The sequence below is a fragment of the Micromonospora ureilytica genome, assembly GCF_015751765.1.
GTDB lineage: Bacteria > Actinomycetota > Actinomycetes > Mycobacteriales > Micromonosporaceae > Micromonospora > Micromonospora ureilytica.
The window spans coordinates 4,095,040-4,111,528 of sequence record NZ_JADOTX010000001.1 but is presented as its reverse complement, the minus strand read 5'-3'; the positions used below and the strand labels follow the sequence as shown (position 1 = coordinate 4,111,528).

The window sequence follows — 16,489 nt, the reverse complement described above, 5'->3', positions numbered from 1 at the left end:
CTGTCACTCGCCGGTGACGCCGTCGATGCGTTCCCGGATCAGGTCGGCGTGCCCGTTGTGCCGGGCGTACTCCTCGATCATGTGCACGTACACCCAGCGCAGGTTGAAGGTGCGCTTCTTCGCGCCGACCTCGGTGAACGTCTCGTCGAGCGAGTGGCCGGCGGCGGCCTCCCGGGCCAGCGCCACCTCGCGGTGGAAGATGGCGAAGTCCGCCTCGGCGTCGGCGGCGCTGACGTCGTGGTCGGCGTCCGGGGTCTCCGGGGTGAAGTACGGGTAGTCGACAGGCTCGCCGGCGAAGTTCTCCCGGAACCACCAGGCCTCGACCTCGGCCAGGTGTCGGACCAGGCCGAGCAGCGTCAGCCCGGACGGTTCCACGCTGGGTGTCCGCAACTGCTCCTCGGTCAGGCCGGCGCACTTGAGCAGCAGTGTCTGTCGGTGGTAGTCGAGCCAGCCGTCGAGCATGGTGCGCTCGTCGCCGACGTACGGTTCGGGGGTCCGGGTGATCTCCGGTGCGGTCCACGTCATGCCGCGCATCCTGCCCGGCACCCCGGACACGCCGCGACGGGTTATCAGGGCACCACGACGACGGGCCAGCGGCCGGCGCGGACCAGCCGGGTGGCGACCGAGCCGACCAGCCGGTGCCCGGCCTGCTCGGAGGCCCCGACCACCACCATGTCGGCCTGGAACTCGTCGGCCGCCGCGCACAGCTCGCCGTACGCGTCGCCGCGCCGCACCAGCAGGGTCACCGGAATGCCCCACTGTTCGGCCCCGCGCCGGCACTCCCGGCGCAGCTCGTCGGCCAACTCGTCGTGGGTGCGCTGGACCGCGCCGGCATCCATGCCGGGCACGAGGGCGGTCAGCCCGCTCGGCGAGCTGACGAAGACCACCACCAGAGCGGCGCTCTGCCGACGGGCCAGGCCCGCGGCGTAGGAGCCGGCCCGCTCGGAGGTACGGGTGCCGTCGACGCCCACCATGATCACCCGAGGCCCGTCCGTGCCGCGCTCGAAGGGCAGCGGTCGGGTCCGGGGACCGTACTCCTCGCGGTCCGGTGCTCCCACGCCCATGGTTCTACCTCACCTCTGCTCGCCGGTACGGATCACGGGTGCGCCAGCGCCGGCGGCGACTGTCGATTCCCGCTCGACCTCGTCGGAAACCGGGTTGCCGTTGTGCTGGCGCAGCGGCACCTCCTTGATGAAGGTCACCGCGATCAGCGCGATCAGCGCGAACGGGGCGGCGGCCAGGAAGATGTCACCGGCGCCGTGGCCGTACGCGCCCTCGACCACCGCCCGCAGCGGGCCGGGGAGGGTGTGCACGTCGGGCAGGGCGCCGCCGCTGCCGGAGCTGGACGCCGGGATACCGAGCTGGGCCAGCCCGTCGGCGGTGTAGTCCTTGACCTTGTGGGCGAGCACCGCGCCGAGGGCGGAGACGCCGATCGCGCCACCCAGGCTGCGGAAGAACGCCACCACCGAGCTGGCCGCGCCGAGCTCGTGCGGGCCGACGGTGTTCTGCACGGCGAGGACCAGGTTCTGCATGGTCATGCCCAGGCCGACGCCGATCAGCAGCATGTAGACGCTGAGCAGTGTGAAGCTGGTGTCGGCGCGGAGGGTGCCCATCAGCGCGAAGCCGATGGTGAGCAGCGCGGACCCGATCACCAGGTACCGCTTCCAGCGGCCGGTCTTGCTGATGACCCGCCCGATGACAGTGGAGGCGACCAGCAGGCCGAGGATCATCGGCAGGGTCATCAGACCGGACATCGTCGGGCTCTGCCCGCGGCTGATCTGGAAGTACTGGCCCAGGAAGATCGACGCGCCGAACATGCCCACGCCGACCGCGATGCTGGCGACGACGGCGAGGGTGATGGTGCGGTTGCGGAACAGTCGCGGCGGGATCATCGGCTCGGCGGCCCGGGTCTCGACCCGGATCGCGAGCGCGCCGAGGACCAGCGCGCCGACGACCATGACGGCGCTCTGCCAGGAGGCCCAGGCGAACTGGTCGCCAGCGAGCGAGACCCAGATCAGCAGCACCGAGACGGCCGCGGTGATCAGGGTGGCGCCCCACCAGTCGATCTGGGCCTTCCGCTTGACCACCGGGAGGTGCAGGGTCTTCTGGAGCACGATCAGCGCGAGGATGGCGAAGGGCACGCCGACGTAGAAGCACCAGCGCCAGCCGAGCCAGGAGGTGTCCACGATCACGCCGCCGATCAGCGGGCCGCCGATGGTGCCGACGGCCATCACCGCGCCGAGGTAGCCGCTGTAGCGGCCGCGCTCGCGGGGCGCGATCATCGTAGCCATGATCACCTGGGCCAGCGCGGTGAGACCGCCGGCGCCGACGCCCTGGAGCACCCGGCAGGCGATCAGCTCACCGGTGCCCTGGGCGAGGCCGGCCAGCACCGAGCCGAGCACGTAGATCCCCAGGGCCAGCTGGACCAGGGTCTTCTTGCTGGTCAGGTCGGCCATCTTGCCCCAGATGGGGGTGGTCGCGGTGGTGGCGAGCAGGGCCGAGGTCACCACCCAGGTGTACGCGGACTGGCCGCCGTGCAGTTCGGTGATGATCCGCGGCAGCGCGTTCGAGATGACCGTGGAGGAGAGGATCGCGACGAACAGACCCAGCAGCAGGCCGGAGAGTGCTTCCAGGATCTGCCGGTGGGTCATGGTCACGGCGGTCGCCTGGGGAGGCGCTGTCGCCTGGCTCATCGTTTGTTGCCTCCGAGCGGAGTCGAGGTGGAACGGCGGGGCTGGTACGCACGGGCCGCCTGTGAGTTGCCTGAGGCAACCGTATGCCTTAGTTGCCTGAAGCAACAACTTGTCGGACCGGTGCCCTATTCCCCGGTTCCCTGCGGCTACTGCCAGGAGTCGTTGAACCGGCCGAGCAGCCGGGCGAACTCCTCGACGTCCCGCTCCGGCCAGCCGTCCAGGGCGCGCAGGAACTCGCCCAGCCGGGCCGCGCGGGCCACGTCGAAGCGGCGCTGCCCCTCGTCGGTGAGGCTGATCTGCGCGGCCCGCCGGTCACTCGGATCGGGGTCGCGGTGCACCAGGCCGAGGACTTCCAGGGCGTTGATCTGCCGACTCAGCGTCCCCTTGCCCACGCCCAGCCGCGCCGCCAACTCGGTCAACCGGATCGACCCGCTACGGCGCAACCAGAGCAGCAACCCGTAGGTGTTCGGCTCCAGGTTCGGGTGCACCTCCCGGGCGATCTCCCAGGAGACCGCCCGGCCACGACGCAGCAGAGCGGTCAACTCGTGCTCGACCGCCCGGATCGGCTCCGGCAGGTGCTCATCCACGGCGTAGAGACTACGGCGCGGCCGGCTCGCCGCCACCGGAAAGTCGGCGCCGCATCACCGGGCGTAGATGGCCGTCCTTGGTGGTGCCCTCGATGACCACGTCGGCCCCGCGCCCCTGATGGGTCAGGGTGGCGACCGCGTTACCGAAGTACGGGCCGGCCAGCTTGCGCCACCGCACCCCCGGCCGGCGTACGCCCGCCGAACGGGCCAGCGCCCGGGTCGCCCCTGCCGGACCGGGCGACCAGCCCAGCCGCATCAGCGGACGGATGCCCGCCGGCACCTGGTTGTGGATCGGCGAACACGTGAGCTGGTGCACCGGGGTGACCACCGCCGGGTCGGCGAACCGGGCCCGCGCCACGTACGAGTGGTGCACGTCACCGGAGAGCACGCTGATCGACGCCGGCGGGGCGTACGCGGGGCCGGCCCCGATCCGTGCGCCGGACTGCCGTGGTGTGCCGGTGCCGATGCGGGCGAACGTCTCCGCGAGGGCCTCGAAGGAACGCCGGAACGCCGCCCAGTGCTCCAGGTCCAGGGCACGGCGCAGCTTCTCCGCCCCGCGCGCCACCCACGGTCGGCGTGAGTCCGCCAGCTTCTCGTTCCACGCCTCGATGTGGTGGATGCCCTGCGGCAGCAGCCAGGGCAGCGAGGCGCCCACCACCAGGTGGTCGTAGACCCCGTGCGCCTGGTCGAGGAACCAGGCCCACTCGCCGGGCGGCAGCATCGCCCGGCTGTTGGGCTCGAGCACCCGGCTGCACCTGTTGTCCAGCATGACCAGCCGGGTCCGGCCCAGATCCAGTGCGTAGCTCCACTGATATTGCACCGAGCGCCAGCGCTCGGTGTCGTGCGCCAGGTCGGACTCCTGGTCGACCCGGTGGCCGAACTCGCGCAGCACGCTTGTGGCGTCCTCGGCGGCGGCGACCTTCGCGAAGACCGGATCGGCGACGATCTCGTCGGGGGAGAGGTTGCCCAGGTGCTGGTAGACCCAGTACGAGGCGAGCCCACTGCCGATCCGCTCCTGCCACCACGGCTGCTCGCGCACCTCGGCTCGCCACGCCGCCGAGGTGTTCCAGTCGTCGATGATCTCGTGATCGTCGAAGATCATCACGCTCGGCACGGTGGAGAGCAGCCAGCGGATCTCCGGATCACGCCAGGACTCCAGGTAGAGCTTTGTGTACTCGTCGAAGCTCACCACCTGGTCGGCCGGAGCGCCCTTCGGCCGCCGCCGCCGTCGACGCAGCAGCCGGCGCACGGTGGGCGAGGTGACGTCGGCGTAGACCTGGTCACCGAGCAGGACCAGCAGGTCGGGCAGCGGATTCGACTCGGGGTCGGCCATCAACCGCCGGGCGTACGCGTCGAGCGCGTCCGGCGGCAGCTTGCGGGTGGTGGCGTGCTGGGTGGTCTCCCGGCACGAGCCGAAGATCAGATTGACCGGCTGGTCCCGATCGTCGGCGGCCCGGGTGCGGATCACGCTCGGCGGGAACCCGCTGCTCGGCACCGGCCAGACGACCTCGTCGTCGACCAGCACCTCGTAGGTGGTCTCGCTGTCCGGGTCAAGCCCCTCCACCACGACGAGGGCGTAGTGGTGGTCGTACGCCGAGAAGGTGGGCGCGGTGCCGGTGGCGCCGCCCGCGGTGCGGACGGTGACCACGGCGGGCGCCGCCGTCTCCACCCAGATCGTCGCCCGGGTGTCCACCACTCGCCGCAGCAGTGGGCCGATGAGGAGGTGTGCGGCGGGCATGCGGCCGAGCCTACCGCCGGTTCCCGACCCCGGCCGGGTGCGGTGGCTGAGACCCCGGGCACCGCTCGGGGTGCGGTGGCTGGGACGCCGCCGTCCGCATCTGACAGGATTCCGGCATGGCCGAATATCTCGTCCTCGCTCTGGTCCTGCTCGGCGTGCTGATCGCCGGCACAGTCGGGCTGGTCGTGCCGCGATTGCGGCGGCGGCCCGAGCCCCCGCTGCCGCGCACCGAGGTCGACACCAGGGTTGAGGAGGATCTCGCCGGCCCGCCGGTCGAGGCACCGGAGTCTGATCTGTCCACCGGCGTCCTGGTCGAGCCACCGCCGGTGCTCGAACCGCAGGTGGAGGTCCCCGAGCCGACCGCCGGGCGGCTGGTCCGGCTCCGTTCGCGGCTGTCCCGCTCACAGAACGTGTTCGGCAAGGGCCTGCTCGGCCTGCTCGCCCGTGACCACCTCGACGAGGACGTCTGGGAGGAGATCGAGGACAGCCTGATCACCGCCGACGTCGGCGTCGACGCCACCCGCGACATCGTCGACCGGCTCCGTGAGCGCACCAGGGTGCTCGGCACCCGCTCGGCCTCCGAGCTGCGCGCGCTGCTCGCCGCCGAGCTGGTCAACGCGCTCGACCCGAGCCTGGACCGCTCGTTGCGCACCGCCCCCAAGAACGGCGTGCCGGCGGTGGTCCTGGTCGTCGGCGTCAACGGCGCCGGCAAGACCACCACCTGCGGCAAGATCGCCCGGGTGCTGGTGGCCGACGGTCGCAGCGTGCTGCTCGGCGCGGCCGACACCTTCCGGGCCGCCGCGGCCGACCAACTGGAAACCTGGGGCTCGCGCGTCGGCGCGGAAACCGTCCGGGGGCCCGAGGCCGCCGATCCGGCCAGCGTCGCCTTCGACGCCGTCAAGCGCGGCATCGACACCGGCGTGGACACCGTGCTCATCGACACCGCCGGCCGCCTGCAGAACAAGGTCGGCCTGATGGACGAGCTGGGCAAGGTCAAGCGCGTGGTGGAGAAGCAGGGCCCGATCGACGAGACACTGCTCATCCTGGACGCCACCACCGGTCAGAACGGCCTGGAGCAGGCCCGGGTCTTCACCGACGTGGTCAACGTGACAGGTGTGGTGCTGACCAAGCTCGACGGCACCGCCAAGGGCGGCATCGTGATCGCCGTGCAGCGCAAGCTCGGCATCCCCGTGAAGCTGGTTGGCCTCGGCGAAGGCAAGGACGACCTGGCTCCGTTCGACCCGGCGCAGTTCGTCGACGCGTTGCTGGGGACCGAGGCCACCGGCCGGGACGCGTAGTCTCGGGTGACCACTGACGATCGCGCGTACGCGGGCTGGCGCGACCCCGGCCATCCTTCGCAGCGCCTCGGGAGACCGTACGTGACTTCGCAGGAGATCCCGCTGCACGGCGGCAACGTGAGCACAGTTGTCCGCGTGGGTGACACCGTCCGGCGCAACGCCGGACCGTGGACCCCGTCCGTGCACGCGCTGCTGCGTCACCTGGAGTACGTGGGGTTCACCGGCGCCCCGCGGGCGCTCGGGATGGACGAGCGCAACCGTGAGGTGCTGTCGTACCTGGAGGGGGAGTGCGGAGAATATCCGCTCGCCCCGCACTGGGTGACCGACGAGGCCCTGGTCACCGTCGCCACCATGCTGCGGATGTTCCACGACGCGCAGTACGGCTTCACCCCTCCGCAGTCGGCGGTCTGGCGCTCGTTCGGGCCCCCGCCACCGGACACCGAGGTGATCTGCCACCACGACGCCGCGCCGCACAACGTGATCTGGCGTCCGGACGGCACCCTCGGGCTGATCGACTTCGACCTCGCCTCACCCGGAGCGCGGATCTACGACGTGGCGTACGCGGCCTGGACCTGGGTGCCGATCTTCGCGGACCGGGACTCGATCACGCTCGGCTGGAAGCACCCGGACCGGCCGCGCCGCCTCCGGCTCTTCGCCGACGCGTACGGGCTGATTCCCCGGGACCGGCACCGGCTGATCCGGACCATCCGCAAACGGATCGTGGACCACGTCGAGGGGATCCGCCGGATGGCCGCGGCCGGTGAGCCGGCGTTCGTCCGGATCGTGCACAAGGGCCACCTGCGCCGGCCGATGCGCGATCTGCGGCTGCTCGACTACGAGCGGCACGCTCTGGAGAACGCCCTCCGCTGAGCGTCGGTAGGCCGATGCTCGGCCGGGCCTGTCAGGCCCACCGGTCGATGCCTCTGACCGGTCAGCCATCGACGTTCGCTGTCCGGGCGATCCACAGTCGTCCATGCTCCTGACTGTGCGGACTTCGTGACACGTACGAAACAACCCGTCACGAAACGGAAACCCGCACGGGACCCAAAGTGAAACAGCCGGCCGCGAAGCTTCCGCCCAACCGGCCTACGGGCGACGCTGCCCCGGAAAGCCGCGAAGGAGGACTTCACCTTTAGGAGGCCAGCGTGCCTGAAGCACCGACGATCGACGGCGCCAATACCACGTGGCTGCTGGTTTCGACCGCGCTCGTGCTGCTCATGACCCCCGGACTGGCGCTGTTCTATGGCGGCCTCAACCGGGCCAAGGGCGTACTCAACATGATGATGATGAGCTTCTCGGCTATCGGGCTCATCTCTATTCTGTGGTGGTTCTACGGTTTCAGCGTCGCCTTCGGGACCGACGTGAACGGCTTCTGGGGTGACCCGGGCGCGTACCTCGGCACCAAGACCTTCCTCGCCGAGACCGACCTGTGGGGTGCCACGGCGGAGAACCCCAGCGGCATCGGGGTTCCGCTCTACGTGTTCATGGCCTTCCAGATGGTCTTCGCGGTGATCACCGTCGCGCTGATCAGCGGTGCCATCGCCGACCGGGCCAAGTTCGCCGGCTGGCTGCTGTTCGCCTTCGGCTGGGCCACCCTGGTCTACTTCCCGGTCGCGCACTGGGTGTGGGGCGGCGGCATCATCGGCGGCGACATCCACGCACTGGACTTCGCCGGTGGCACCGCGGTGCACATCAACGCCGGTGCGGCGGCCCTGGCCGTGGTCCTGGTCCTCGGTAAGCGGCTCGGTTGGCCACGCGAGGGCATGAAGCCGCACAACATCCCGCTGGTCGCGCTCGGTGCGGGTCTGCTGTGGTTCGGCTGGTTCGGGTTCAACGCCGGCTCGGAGCTGACCGTCGACTCGGTCGCCGGTCTCGCCTTCATCAACACCCAGCTCGCCACGGCGGCGGCGGTGCTCGGCTGGATCGCTGTCGAGTGGGTCAAGACCCGTAAGCCGACGATGGTCGGCGCCTCGTCCGGCGCCATCGCCGGTCTGGTCGCCATCACCCCGGCCTGTGGCTTCATCGCACCGTGGGCGGCGGTCCTGCTCGGCATCGTGGCCGGCGCGGTGTGCGCGCTCGCCGTCAGCCTCAAGTACAAGCTCGGCTACGACGACTCGCTCGACGTGGTCGGCGTGCACTTCGTCGGTGGTTGGATCGGCTCGCTCTGGCTCGGTCTGTTCGCCACCAACTCGGTCAACGCCGCGATCACCGATGTGGTGGGCGCCTCCGACGGCCTCTTCTACGGCGGCGGAGCGACCCAGCTGGGGCGGCAGGCCCTCGCCGGCCTGATCGTCACCGTCTGGTCGTTCGGCGTCGCCTGGGTGCTCGCCTTCGTCATCGAGAAGACGATCGGCTTCCGCGTCAAGGGCGAGGCGGAGGTCGAGGGCATCGACATCGCCGAGCACGCCGAGAGCAGCTACGACCTGTCCCCGGCCGGCGGCGGCACGGGCAGCGCGTTCGCGATGGCCGGCATCGGCACCCCCGGTGGCGGCACGACGAGCGGTGCCAAGCCGGAGGCGGAGCCCGCCGAGCCGGTGAGCGAAAAGGTCGCCGGTTAACGTTCCTGGGATGGAGGGGTTGGACATGAAGCTGGTGACCGCAGTCATCAAGCCGTACCAGCTGGACGCGGTGAAGGAGGCCCTGCACGCCCTCGGGGTGGCCGGGTTGACCGTCAGCGAGGTTCAGGGGTACGGGCGGCAGAAGGGGCACACCGAGGTCTACCGGGGTGCCGAGTACACGGTCGAGTTCCTGCCCAAGATCCGGGTCGAGGTGCTCACCGACGAGATCGACGTCGACAAGGTGGTGGACGCCATCGTCGGGGCGGCCCGCACGGGCAAGATCGGTGACGGCAAGGTCTGGGTCACCGGTGTCGAAGAGGTCGTCCGGGTGCGTACCGGCGAACGCGGCCTCGACGCCCTCTGATCTCGGCCACGACTGACATGACCTCGTTGATCAAGAAGAATGCGTCAGGAAACGCCGATGACGGCGACGCGAACCTCTTGATCAACGAGGTCGTCGGCGTTCCCGGGGGGATCGGGGAAGCGGCCCGGCGGGGGCGGGCTGCCGCCTACGACTCGTTCCTGCGAGGGTTGCTGCCGGCGCGGGACGGGGTGGCACTGCTGGCCGTCGGGGGGTTGGGGCGGCGGCAGTGCGCCCCGTACGGCGACCTCGACCTGGTGCTGGTGCACGCCGGGGTGTCCGGCATCGACGAGTTGGCCGCCTCGGTCTGGTACCCGATCTGGGACGCGGGCCTGCGGCTGGACCATTCGGTACGCACCGTCGCCGAGGCGCTCTCGGTGGCCCAGGACGACGTCAAGGTCGCCCTCGGGCTGCTCGACGCCCGGCTGGTAGTGGGGGACCAGGCGCTGGCCGACGCGCTGATCAACACCGCAGCCGATCACTGGCGGCGCACCGCCGTCCGGCACCTGCCCGCTCTGCGGGAGGTCACCGAAGCTCGCTGGCAGGCCCACGGTGAGCTGGCATTTCTGCTGGAGGGCGACCTCAAGGAGGCCGCCGGTGGGTTGCGCGACGTGGGCCTGCTGCGGGCGATCTCCGCTGCCGGCATCACCGACGCGCTGCGTCCCGCCGCACGCGCCGCCCACCTGCGTTTGTTGGACACCCGCGACGCGCTGCACCAGCAGGTCGGCCGACGGGTCGACCGTCTGGTCGCCCAGGAGCGCGACGGGGTGGCCACCCTGCTCAATCTGGAAGACCGCGACGCGCTGCTGCGTCGGGTCGCCGGTGACGCGCGCACGGTCAGCCACGCCCTGGACGACGCCTTCCGGGCCGCCGACCGGCTGCGCTCCGGCCGCTCCCGGGGAGGGAACGGCCGCCCGGCTCGCCGCCCGGTCGCCCGCGACGTGGTCGAACACGACGGCGAGCTGGTGCTCGCCCGTACGGCGATCGGCGCACGCCCCGATCCGAGCCTCTCGCTGCGGATGGCCGCCGCGTCGGCCACGACCCGAATCCCCATCGCGCGGGCCACCTGCGAATGGCTGGCGGCGTACTGCCCGCCCCTGCCCGCCCCCTGGCCGGCCGAGGCACGGGCCGCGCTGATCACCCTGCTCGGCGCCGGTCCCGGCCTGGTGCCGGCCTGGGAGACCTGCGACCGGTACGGCCTGGTCGACGGCTGGCTGCCCGAGTGGACCCGGCTGCGCAGCCTGCCCCAGCACAACCCGGTACACCGCTTCACCCTCGACCGGCACCTCGTGCAGACCGCGCACGAGGCCAGCCGGCACGCCCGCGAGGTGGAGCGCCCCGACCTGCTGCTCCTCGGCGCCCTCCTGCACGACATCGGCAAGGGCCTCCCCGGTGACCACAGCACCGTCGGTGTGCCGGTCGCCCAGGCGGTGGCCACCAGGGTCGGTCTGCCCGCCCCGGAGGTGGAGCTGATCGGCAAGCTGGTCCGGCTGCACCTGCTGCTGCCCGACGTGGCCACCCGCCGGGACCTGTCCGACCCGGTCACCATCGCCTCGGTGGCCGACGCGGTCGGTGACACCGGCACCCTCGACGTGCTGCACGCGTTGGTGCGCGCCGACGCGGCGGCGACCGGGCCGGCGGCCTGGTCCGACTGGAAGGGCCGACTCGTCGCCGAGTTGGTCGCCCGGGTTCGCACCGCGCTGGACACCGGCGTACTCCCCGAGCCGCCCGCCCCGGACCCGGAGCTGCTGGCCGGGCCACTGCCGGTCGTCCACCTGACCGGCGACCGGGTGTCGGTCGCGGCGGCCGACAGGCGTGGTCTGCTCGCCACGGTGGCCGGCTGCCTGGCGCTGCACCGGCTGGAAGTGATCTCCGCGGACGCCTCCGCCGTCGACGGTCGGGCCCTGGTCGAGTGCCGGGTGCAGCCCCGCTACGGCCTCCCGCCGGACCCGGTCCCCCTCCGCGCCGACCTGCGCCGGGCGGTCGCCGGCGACGTGTCGGTCACCCAACGGCTGCGCGGCCGTGCGCTCGCCAGCCGTGCCGGCGGCGCGGCTCCACGAGTGGTCTGGCATCGCGAGGCGGCCACCGACGCCGTACTGCTGGAACTGCGCGCCGCCGACGCCGCCGGCCTGCTCTTCCGGGTCGCCTGTGCGCTCGACGAGGCTGGCGCCCTGGTTCGCGCGGCCCGCATCTCCACCCTCGGCGCCGACGTGGTCGATGCCTTCTATCTGGTCGGCGGTTGGCCGGACGACGCCACCCGGGCCCGCCTGGAGGCCGCGGTCCTCGCCGCCGTCTAACCGCCCCGCCGCACTCCCGCCCCGCCCCCCGCGTCGATCTTGCACTTTGTGTCCCCGCATAAGGCGCGAAAGCCGCATAGTGGCGACACAAAGTGCAAGATCGCGGGGCCGGGGGCCGGGGGCCGGGGGCCGGGGGCCGGGGCCGGGGCCGGGGCCGAGGCCGGGGTGAGGGTGGGGCGGGGTACGTCCGGGGGCGTAGGGGCGGTGCCGCTCGTGGACGCACGTCGAGCGGCGTCGGCGCGGGCAGAATGACGGCCATGCGACGAGGCGGGCAGTGGCGGTGGCCGGAGGTGGCGGCAGATGCCGTGCTGGCCCTGGTGCTGCTCGGGTTCGGGTTGCTCGCCACCGATTTGGCCGGGGACAACCAGCCGGGGTCGAGGCCGGTGGACGCCGCCTGTCGGGTGCTGATCGCCGTCGCCGCGCTCGCCCTGCTGCTCCGGCGGCGTGCTCCGGTCGCCGCCCTCGCCGTGGTCACAGTGGTCACCTCGACGTACCTGCTGATCGGCTATCCGTACGGGCCGATTCTGGTCACGTTCCTGGTCGCTGTGTACACCGTGGCGGTGCGGCTGCCGGTGCGACCGGCGGCGCTCGCCAGCGGTGGCGCGTTCGTCCTGTTGTTGGCGCACGTCTTCTTCGGGCGGGGGCCCGCGCCGGGTTGGACGGGAGTGCTGCCCGCGTCGGCCTGGGTGGTCGTACCGTTCGCGGTGGGGGTGGTGGTGCGGGTGAGTCGTGAGGCGGCCGCGCGTACCCGTGCCGAGGAGGCCCGCAGTCGAGTTGAGCAGGCGCGACGGCAGGCCGACGAGGAGCGGCTGCGCATCGCGCAGGAGGTGCACGACGTGGTGGGGCACGGGCTCGCCGCGATCAGCATGCAGGCCGAGATCGCCCTGCACCTGCTGCCGAAGCGGCCGGAGCAGGCGGAGGTGGCCCTGACCGCGATCAGTCGGACCAGCCGCGAGGCGCTGGACGAGCTGCGGGTCACCCTGGGGGCGGTCCGGCGGGGTGCCGAGCGTGAGCCGGTACCCGGCCTGGCCCGGCTTTCCGCACTGCGCGACCGGCTCGCCGGGGCGGGTCTCACGGTCGAGGTGCGTGTGGTCGGTGCGCCCCGCGAGTTGCCGGCCGCGGTGGATCTCGCCGCGTACCGGGTGGTGCAGGAGGCGTTGACAAACGTGCTGCGTCACGCCGGGGTGGCGAGCGCGGAGGTGACCGTGGACTACCGCGCGGACGAGGTGACAGTCGAGGTCACCGACCGGGGGATGGGGACGGGCCGCGCCGGAACGGCTCCGGTCGACGACGAGGGCGGTCACGGACTGGCCGGGATGCGGGAGCGGGTCGCGGCGCTCGGCGGGCGGTTGACCACCGGGCCGCGCGCCGGTGGCGGGTTCCGGGTGTACGCCGGGCTGCCGGTGGAGCCGGCCACATGATCCGGGTGCTGATCGCCGACGACCAGGACCTGGTCCGGCTCGGACTGCGCGCGCTTGTGGAGAGCGAGGACGACCTGGCGCTGGCCGGCGAGGCGTCCGACGGGCTGCTGGCGGTCGAGTTGGCGCGTCGGGAACGGCCGGACGTGGTGCTGATGGACATCCGGATGCCCGGCATCGACGGCATCGAGGCGACCCGCCGTATCGTCGCCGACCCCGACCTGACCGGTACCCGGGTGGTGGTGCTCACCACCTTCGAGCTGGACGAGTACGTCTTCGACGCGCTCCGGCACGGTGCGAGTGGATTCCTCACCAAGGACACCAGGCCGGCCGAGCTGCTGCGCGCGATCCGGCTCGTCGCCGAGGGGGAGGCGCTGCTGTCGCCGTCGGTGACCCGGCGGGTGGTGCGGGAGTTCGCCACCCGGCCGTCCCGGGTGCTCCGTCCGCACCCCCGGCTGGACACGCTCACCGATCGGGAGCGTCAGGTCGTCGGCCTGGTCGGTGAGGGCCTGAACAACGAGGAGATCGCCGCCCAGTTGGTGGTGAGCCCGGCGACCGCGCGAACCCATGTCAGCAGGGCGATGGGCAAGCTGGGAGCCCGGGATCGGGCCCAGCTCGTCGTGTTCGCGTACCAGTCGGGGTTGGTGTCGGGGTGAGGCCCGGGCCGGGCGACAGCGGCCCTACGGCCGGGCGGTTACCCTAGCGGTGGCCGGACTCCGCAGTGCCGGCCGCGTTGTGCCCGCCGGAACACTGACAAACGGGATGTTCGCGTGTTTGACACCTTGAGTGACCGCCTGTCCGGGATCTTCACCAAGCTCCGCGGCAAGGGGCGGCTCACCGACGCCGACATCGACGCCACCGCGCGCGAGATCCGCCTCGCGTTGCTGGAGGCGGACGTCGCGCTGCCGGTGGTCAAGGGCTTCATCGCGGCAGTCAAGGAGCGGGCCCGCAGCTCCGAGGTCTCCCAGGCGCTGAACCCGGCCCAGCAGATCATCAAGATCGTCAACGAAGAGCTGATCAAGGTGCTCGGCGGTGAGGGGCGACGGCTCCAGTTCGCCAAGCAGCCGCCCACGGTGATCATGCTTGCCGGCCTCCAGGGTTCCGGTAAGACGACCCTCGCCGGCAAGCTGGCGCGCTGGCTCAAGGGCCAGGGGCACCAGCCGCTGCTCGTCGCCGCCGACCTCCAGCGCCCCAACGCCGTCGGGCAGCTCCAGGTTCTCGGTGGCCGGGCCGGTGTCGAGGTGTACGCCCCGGAGCCCGGCAACGGCACCGGTGACCCGGTGCAGGTGGCCCGCGCGTCGATCGAGCACGCGAAGCGCTCCGCTCGCGACATCGTCATCGTCGACACCGCCGGCCGGCTCGGCATCGACGCCGAGATGATGCAGCAGGCCGCCGACATTCGCGACGCCGTCTCGCCGGACGAGGTCATCTTCGTCATCGACGCGATGGTCGGTCAGGACGCAGTCCGCACCGCCGAGGCGTTCCGCGACGGCGTCGGCATCACCGGTGTGGTGCTCTCCAAGCTCGACGGCGACGCCCGTGGTGGTGCCGCGCTGTCGGTCCGTGAGGTCACCGGGCAGCCGATCCTGTTCGCCTCCACCGGCGAGAAGCTGGAGGACTTCGACGTCTTCCACCCCGACCGGATGGCCAGCCGCATCCTCGGCATGGGCGACGTCCTCACTCTGATCGAGCAGGCCGAGCAGGCCTTCGACTCCGATCAGAAGGAGAAGATGACCGCCAAGCTGATGGGCGGTGAGCAGTTCACCCTTGACGACTTCCTCGACCAGCTCATCGCGGTGCGGCGGATGGGCCCGATCGCCAACGTGCTGGCCATGATGCCCGGCATGGGGCAGATGAAGGACCAGCTCGCCGAGCTGGACGACAGCCACTTCGACCGGGTCACCGCGATCATCCGGTCGATGACCCCGGGCGAGCGGACCAACCCGAAGATCATCAACGGCTCCCGCCGGGCGCGCATCGCCAACGGCTCCGGGGTCACCGTGATGGACGTCAACCAACTGCTCAACCGCTTCGCCGACGCGCAGAAGATGATGAAGCAGATGGGCGGCATGATGGGCCTGCCCGGCGGTGGCCGCCGCAAGGCGACCAAGTCGCCCAAGAACAAGCGCAAGGGCACCAAGGGCGGCGGTCGTCCGCGTACCGGCGCTGGCGCCGGCGCCGGACTCCCGGGCGGTTTCCCGGGTGGTATGCCGCAGCTCCCGCCGGGAATGGACCCGAACGATCTCGCCGGCGGCCAGGGCCTTCCGCCCGGCTTCAAGCTCCCGAAGATCGACTTCAACAAGCTCGGCAAGGGTGGCGACAACCGCCCCCGCTGACCTCCCTGCCGGTCGGGGGCGACCTGCTCGCCCCCGACGGGGAGTGATCAGGTAGGACTGTGCGCATGGCTCTTCATGTGCGCGGCGTGCTGCTCCCCGACGACGAGGTCCGGGATCTCTGGCTGGTCGGCGACCGGGTGACCTTCAACCCGGTGCCCGGCGCGGAGACCGTCGTCGACGGCGGCTTCGTGCTGCCGGGGCTGGTCGACGCGCACTGCCACATCGGCATCGCCCGAGGTGGCGCCCCGATCACCTCGCTCGACCAGGCCCGCGAGTTGGCCCACACCGACCGGGACGCAGGTGTGCTGGCGATCCGCGACGCCGGCTCGCCGTACCCGTACCCGGAACTCGACGACGCGCCGGACCTACCGCGACTGGCCCGCGCGGGCCAGCACGTCGCCCCACCGAAGCGCTACCTGCGTGACATCGGCGTGGAGGTCGACGCGGCCGAGGTGGCCGCCACGGTGGCCGCGCAGGCGCGGGCCGGCAACGGCTGGGTGAAGCTGGTGGGCGACTGGATCGACCGGGGGGTGGGTGACCTCGCGCCGGCCTGGGACGCGGACACCCTCACCGCCGCCGTGCGGGCCGCGCACGACGCCGGGGTGCGCGCCGCGGTGCACACCTTCTCCGAATCAGCCGTCGAGATCATGGTGCGGGCCGGCGTCGACTCGGTGGAGCACGGCACCGGGCTCAACCTCGACCTGATCGACGAGATGGCCCGCCAGGGCACCGCGCTGGTCCCCACGATGATCAACATTGCCACCTTCGGAGGCATCGCCGAACAGGCGCGGGGCAAGTTCCCCGGGTACGCCGAGCACATGCTCGCGCTGCGCGACGGCTTCCCCGAGGTGGTGCGTGCCGCGTACGAGGCGGGGGTGCCGATCTACGTGGGCACCGACGCCGGAGGCGGCATCGACCACGGGCTGGCCGCCGAGGAGATGCTGCTGCTGCACGAACGAGCCGGCATGGCCCCCATCGACGTACTCGCCGCCGCCTCCTGGGGCGCCCGCGAATGGCTCGGCTTCCCGGGCCTGGTCGAAGGCGGCCTGGCCGACCTGACCGTCTACCCCGAAGACCCCCGTGGTGACCTGCGCGTCGTCCGCGCCCCGTCCCGCACGATCCTCCGCGGCCGTGTCATCCGCTAACCCCTGCGAGCGCCGCGCCGTGCCGCGCCGTATGCGGCGCGCGAGGTCGCGCTCGAAC

Annotated in this window: 14 protein-coding genes; 9 read left to right on the top strand and 5 right to left on the bottom strand. The window is 71.8% G+C overall.

The genetic code is table 11. The annotated features are described in order from the left end of the window. Positions 1-3: 3 nt before the first annotated feature. The 5 genes from IW248_RS18455 to IW248_RS18435 form a co-directional block, all read right to left on the bottom strand. Complete coding sequence (locus IW248_RS18455; protein ID WP_124821286.1) at positions 4-525, bottom strand: DinB family protein; 522 nt, start codon at positions 523-525, stop codon at positions 4-6. A gap of 44 nt (positions 526-569) precedes the next feature. Beyond that, positions 570-1,064 carry a universal stress protein gene (locus IW248_RS18450; protein WP_167493090.1) on the bottom strand — a complete coding sequence of 165 codons (495 nt, stop codon included), beginning with the start codon at positions 1,062-1,064 and terminating at the stop codon, positions 570-572. Between the two features lie 9 nt (positions 1,065-1,073). Continuing rightward, the gene (locus tag IW248_RS18445) at positions 1,074-2,651 is read right to left on the bottom strand and encodes an MDR family MFS transporter (protein ID WP_459541121.1); all 1,578 of its coding nucleotides are present in this window, start codon (positions 2,649-2,651) and stop codon (positions 1,074-1,076) included. Positions 2,652-2,839: 188 nt separating this feature from the next. After that, entirely contained in the window at positions 2,840-3,280 is a 441-nt protein-coding gene (locus IW248_RS18440; protein WP_238681244.1) for a MarR family winged helix-turn-helix transcriptional regulator, read from the bottom strand. A 10-nt stretch (positions 3,281-3,290) separates the two neighbouring features. After that, complete coding sequence (locus IW248_RS18435) at positions 3,291-5,018, bottom strand: alkaline phosphatase D family protein (protein WP_196927989.1); 1,728 nt, start codon at positions 5,016-5,018, stop codon at positions 3,291-3,293. 116 nt (positions 5,019-5,134) lie between these two features. On the opposite strand from IW248_RS18435, the gene ftsY reads away from it, so the two are divergent. The 9 genes from ftsY (at position 5,135) to IW248_RS18390 (ending at position 16,431) form a co-directional block, all read left to right on the top strand. Next, positions 5,135-6,316: a signal recognition particle-docking protein FtsY gene (ftsY, locus tag IW248_RS18430; RefSeq protein WP_196927988.1), complete on the top strand. Its 1,182-nt coding sequence runs from the start codon at positions 5,135-5,137 to the stop codon at positions 6,314-6,316. A 6-nt stretch (positions 6,317-6,322) separates the two neighbouring features. Beyond that, the gene (locus IW248_RS18425; protein WP_196921516.1) at positions 6,323-7,186 is read left to right on the top strand and encodes a phosphotransferase; all 864 of its coding nucleotides are present in this window, start codon (positions 6,323-6,325) and stop codon (positions 7,184-7,186) included. A 275-nt stretch (positions 7,187-7,461) separates the two neighbouring features. Further along, a complete protein-coding gene (locus IW248_RS18420; protein ID WP_124821280.1) occupies positions 7,462-8,874 on the top strand; it encodes an ammonium transporter in 1,413 nt (470 codons plus the stop codon). A 25-nt stretch (positions 8,875-8,899) separates the two neighbouring features. After that, on the top strand, positions 8,900-9,238 hold the full coding sequence (locus tag IW248_RS18415; RefSeq protein ID WP_172862163.1) for a P-II family nitrogen regulator: 339 nt from the start codon (positions 8,900-8,902) through the stop codon (positions 9,236-9,238). 17 nt (positions 9,239-9,255) lie between these two features. Then, the gene (locus IW248_RS18410) at positions 9,256-11,532 is read left to right on the top strand and encodes a [protein-PII] uridylyltransferase (protein WP_196927987.1); all 2,277 of its coding nucleotides are present in this window, start codon (positions 9,256-9,258) and stop codon (positions 11,530-11,532) included. 257 nt (positions 11,533-11,789) lie between these two features. Beyond that, positions 11,790-12,953: a sensor histidine kinase gene (locus tag IW248_RS18405; protein WP_231396350.1), complete on the top strand. Its 1,164-nt coding sequence runs from the start codon at positions 11,790-11,792 to the stop codon at positions 12,951-12,953. Beyond that, positions 12,950-13,606 carry a response regulator transcription factor gene (locus IW248_RS18400; RefSeq protein WP_196927985.1) on the top strand — a complete coding sequence of 219 codons (657 nt, stop codon included), beginning with the start codon at positions 12,950-12,952 and terminating at the stop codon, positions 13,604-13,606. The genes IW248_RS18405 and IW248_RS18400 overlap by 4 nt, the downstream gene beginning before the upstream one ends. Before the next feature lie 114 nt (positions 13,607-13,720). Next, positions 13,721-15,286 carry a signal recognition particle protein gene (ffh, locus tag IW248_RS18395; RefSeq protein WP_196927984.1) on the top strand — a complete coding sequence of 522 codons (1,566 nt, stop codon included), beginning with the start codon at positions 13,721-13,723 and terminating at the stop codon, positions 15,284-15,286. Positions 15,287-15,351: 65 nt separating this feature from the next. Beyond that, a complete protein-coding gene (locus IW248_RS18390) occupies positions 15,352-16,431 on the top strand; it encodes an amidohydrolase family protein (RefSeq protein WP_196927983.1) in 1,080 nt (359 codons plus the stop codon). The last annotated feature ends 58 nt before the right edge of the window (positions 16,432-16,489 follow it).

Coding starts and splice junctions, on each gene's coding strand:
- IW248_RS18405 (WP_231396350.1), top strand. CDS start 11,790: ATGCGACGAGGCGGGCAGTGGCGGTGGCCGGAGGTGGCGGCAGATGCC.
- IW248_RS18390 (WP_196927983.1), top strand. CDS start 15,352: ATGGCTCTTCATGTGCGCGGCGTGCTGCTCCCCGACGACGAGGTCCGG.
- IW248_RS18435 (WP_196927989.1), bottom strand. CDS start 5,018: ATGCCCGCCGCACACCTCCTCATCGGCCCACTGCTGCGGCGAGTGGTG.
- IW248_RS18455 (WP_124821286.1), bottom strand. CDS start 525: ATGACGTGGACCGCACCGGAGATCACCCGGACCCCCGAACCGTACGTC.
- IW248_RS18450 (WP_167493090.1), bottom strand. CDS start 1,064: ATGGGCGTGGGAGCACCGGACCGCGAGGAGTACGGTCCCCGGACCCGA.
- IW248_RS18410 (WP_196927987.1), top strand. CDS start 9,256: ATGACCTCGTTGATCAAGAAGAATGCGTCAGGAAACGCCGATGACGGC.
- IW248_RS18400 (WP_196927985.1), top strand. CDS start 12,950: ATGATCCGGGTGCTGATCGCCGACGACCAGGACCTGGTCCGGCTCGGA.
- ftsY (WP_196927988.1), top strand. CDS start 5,135: ATGGCCGAATATCTCGTCCTCGCTCTGGTCCTGCTCGGCGTGCTGATC.
- IW248_RS18445 (WP_459541121.1), bottom strand. CDS start 2,651: ATGACCCACCGGCAGATCCTGGAAGCACTCTCCGGCCTGCTGCTGGGT.
- IW248_RS18415 (WP_172862163.1), top strand. CDS start 8,900: ATGAAGCTGGTGACCGCAGTCATCAAGCCGTACCAGCTGGACGCGGTG.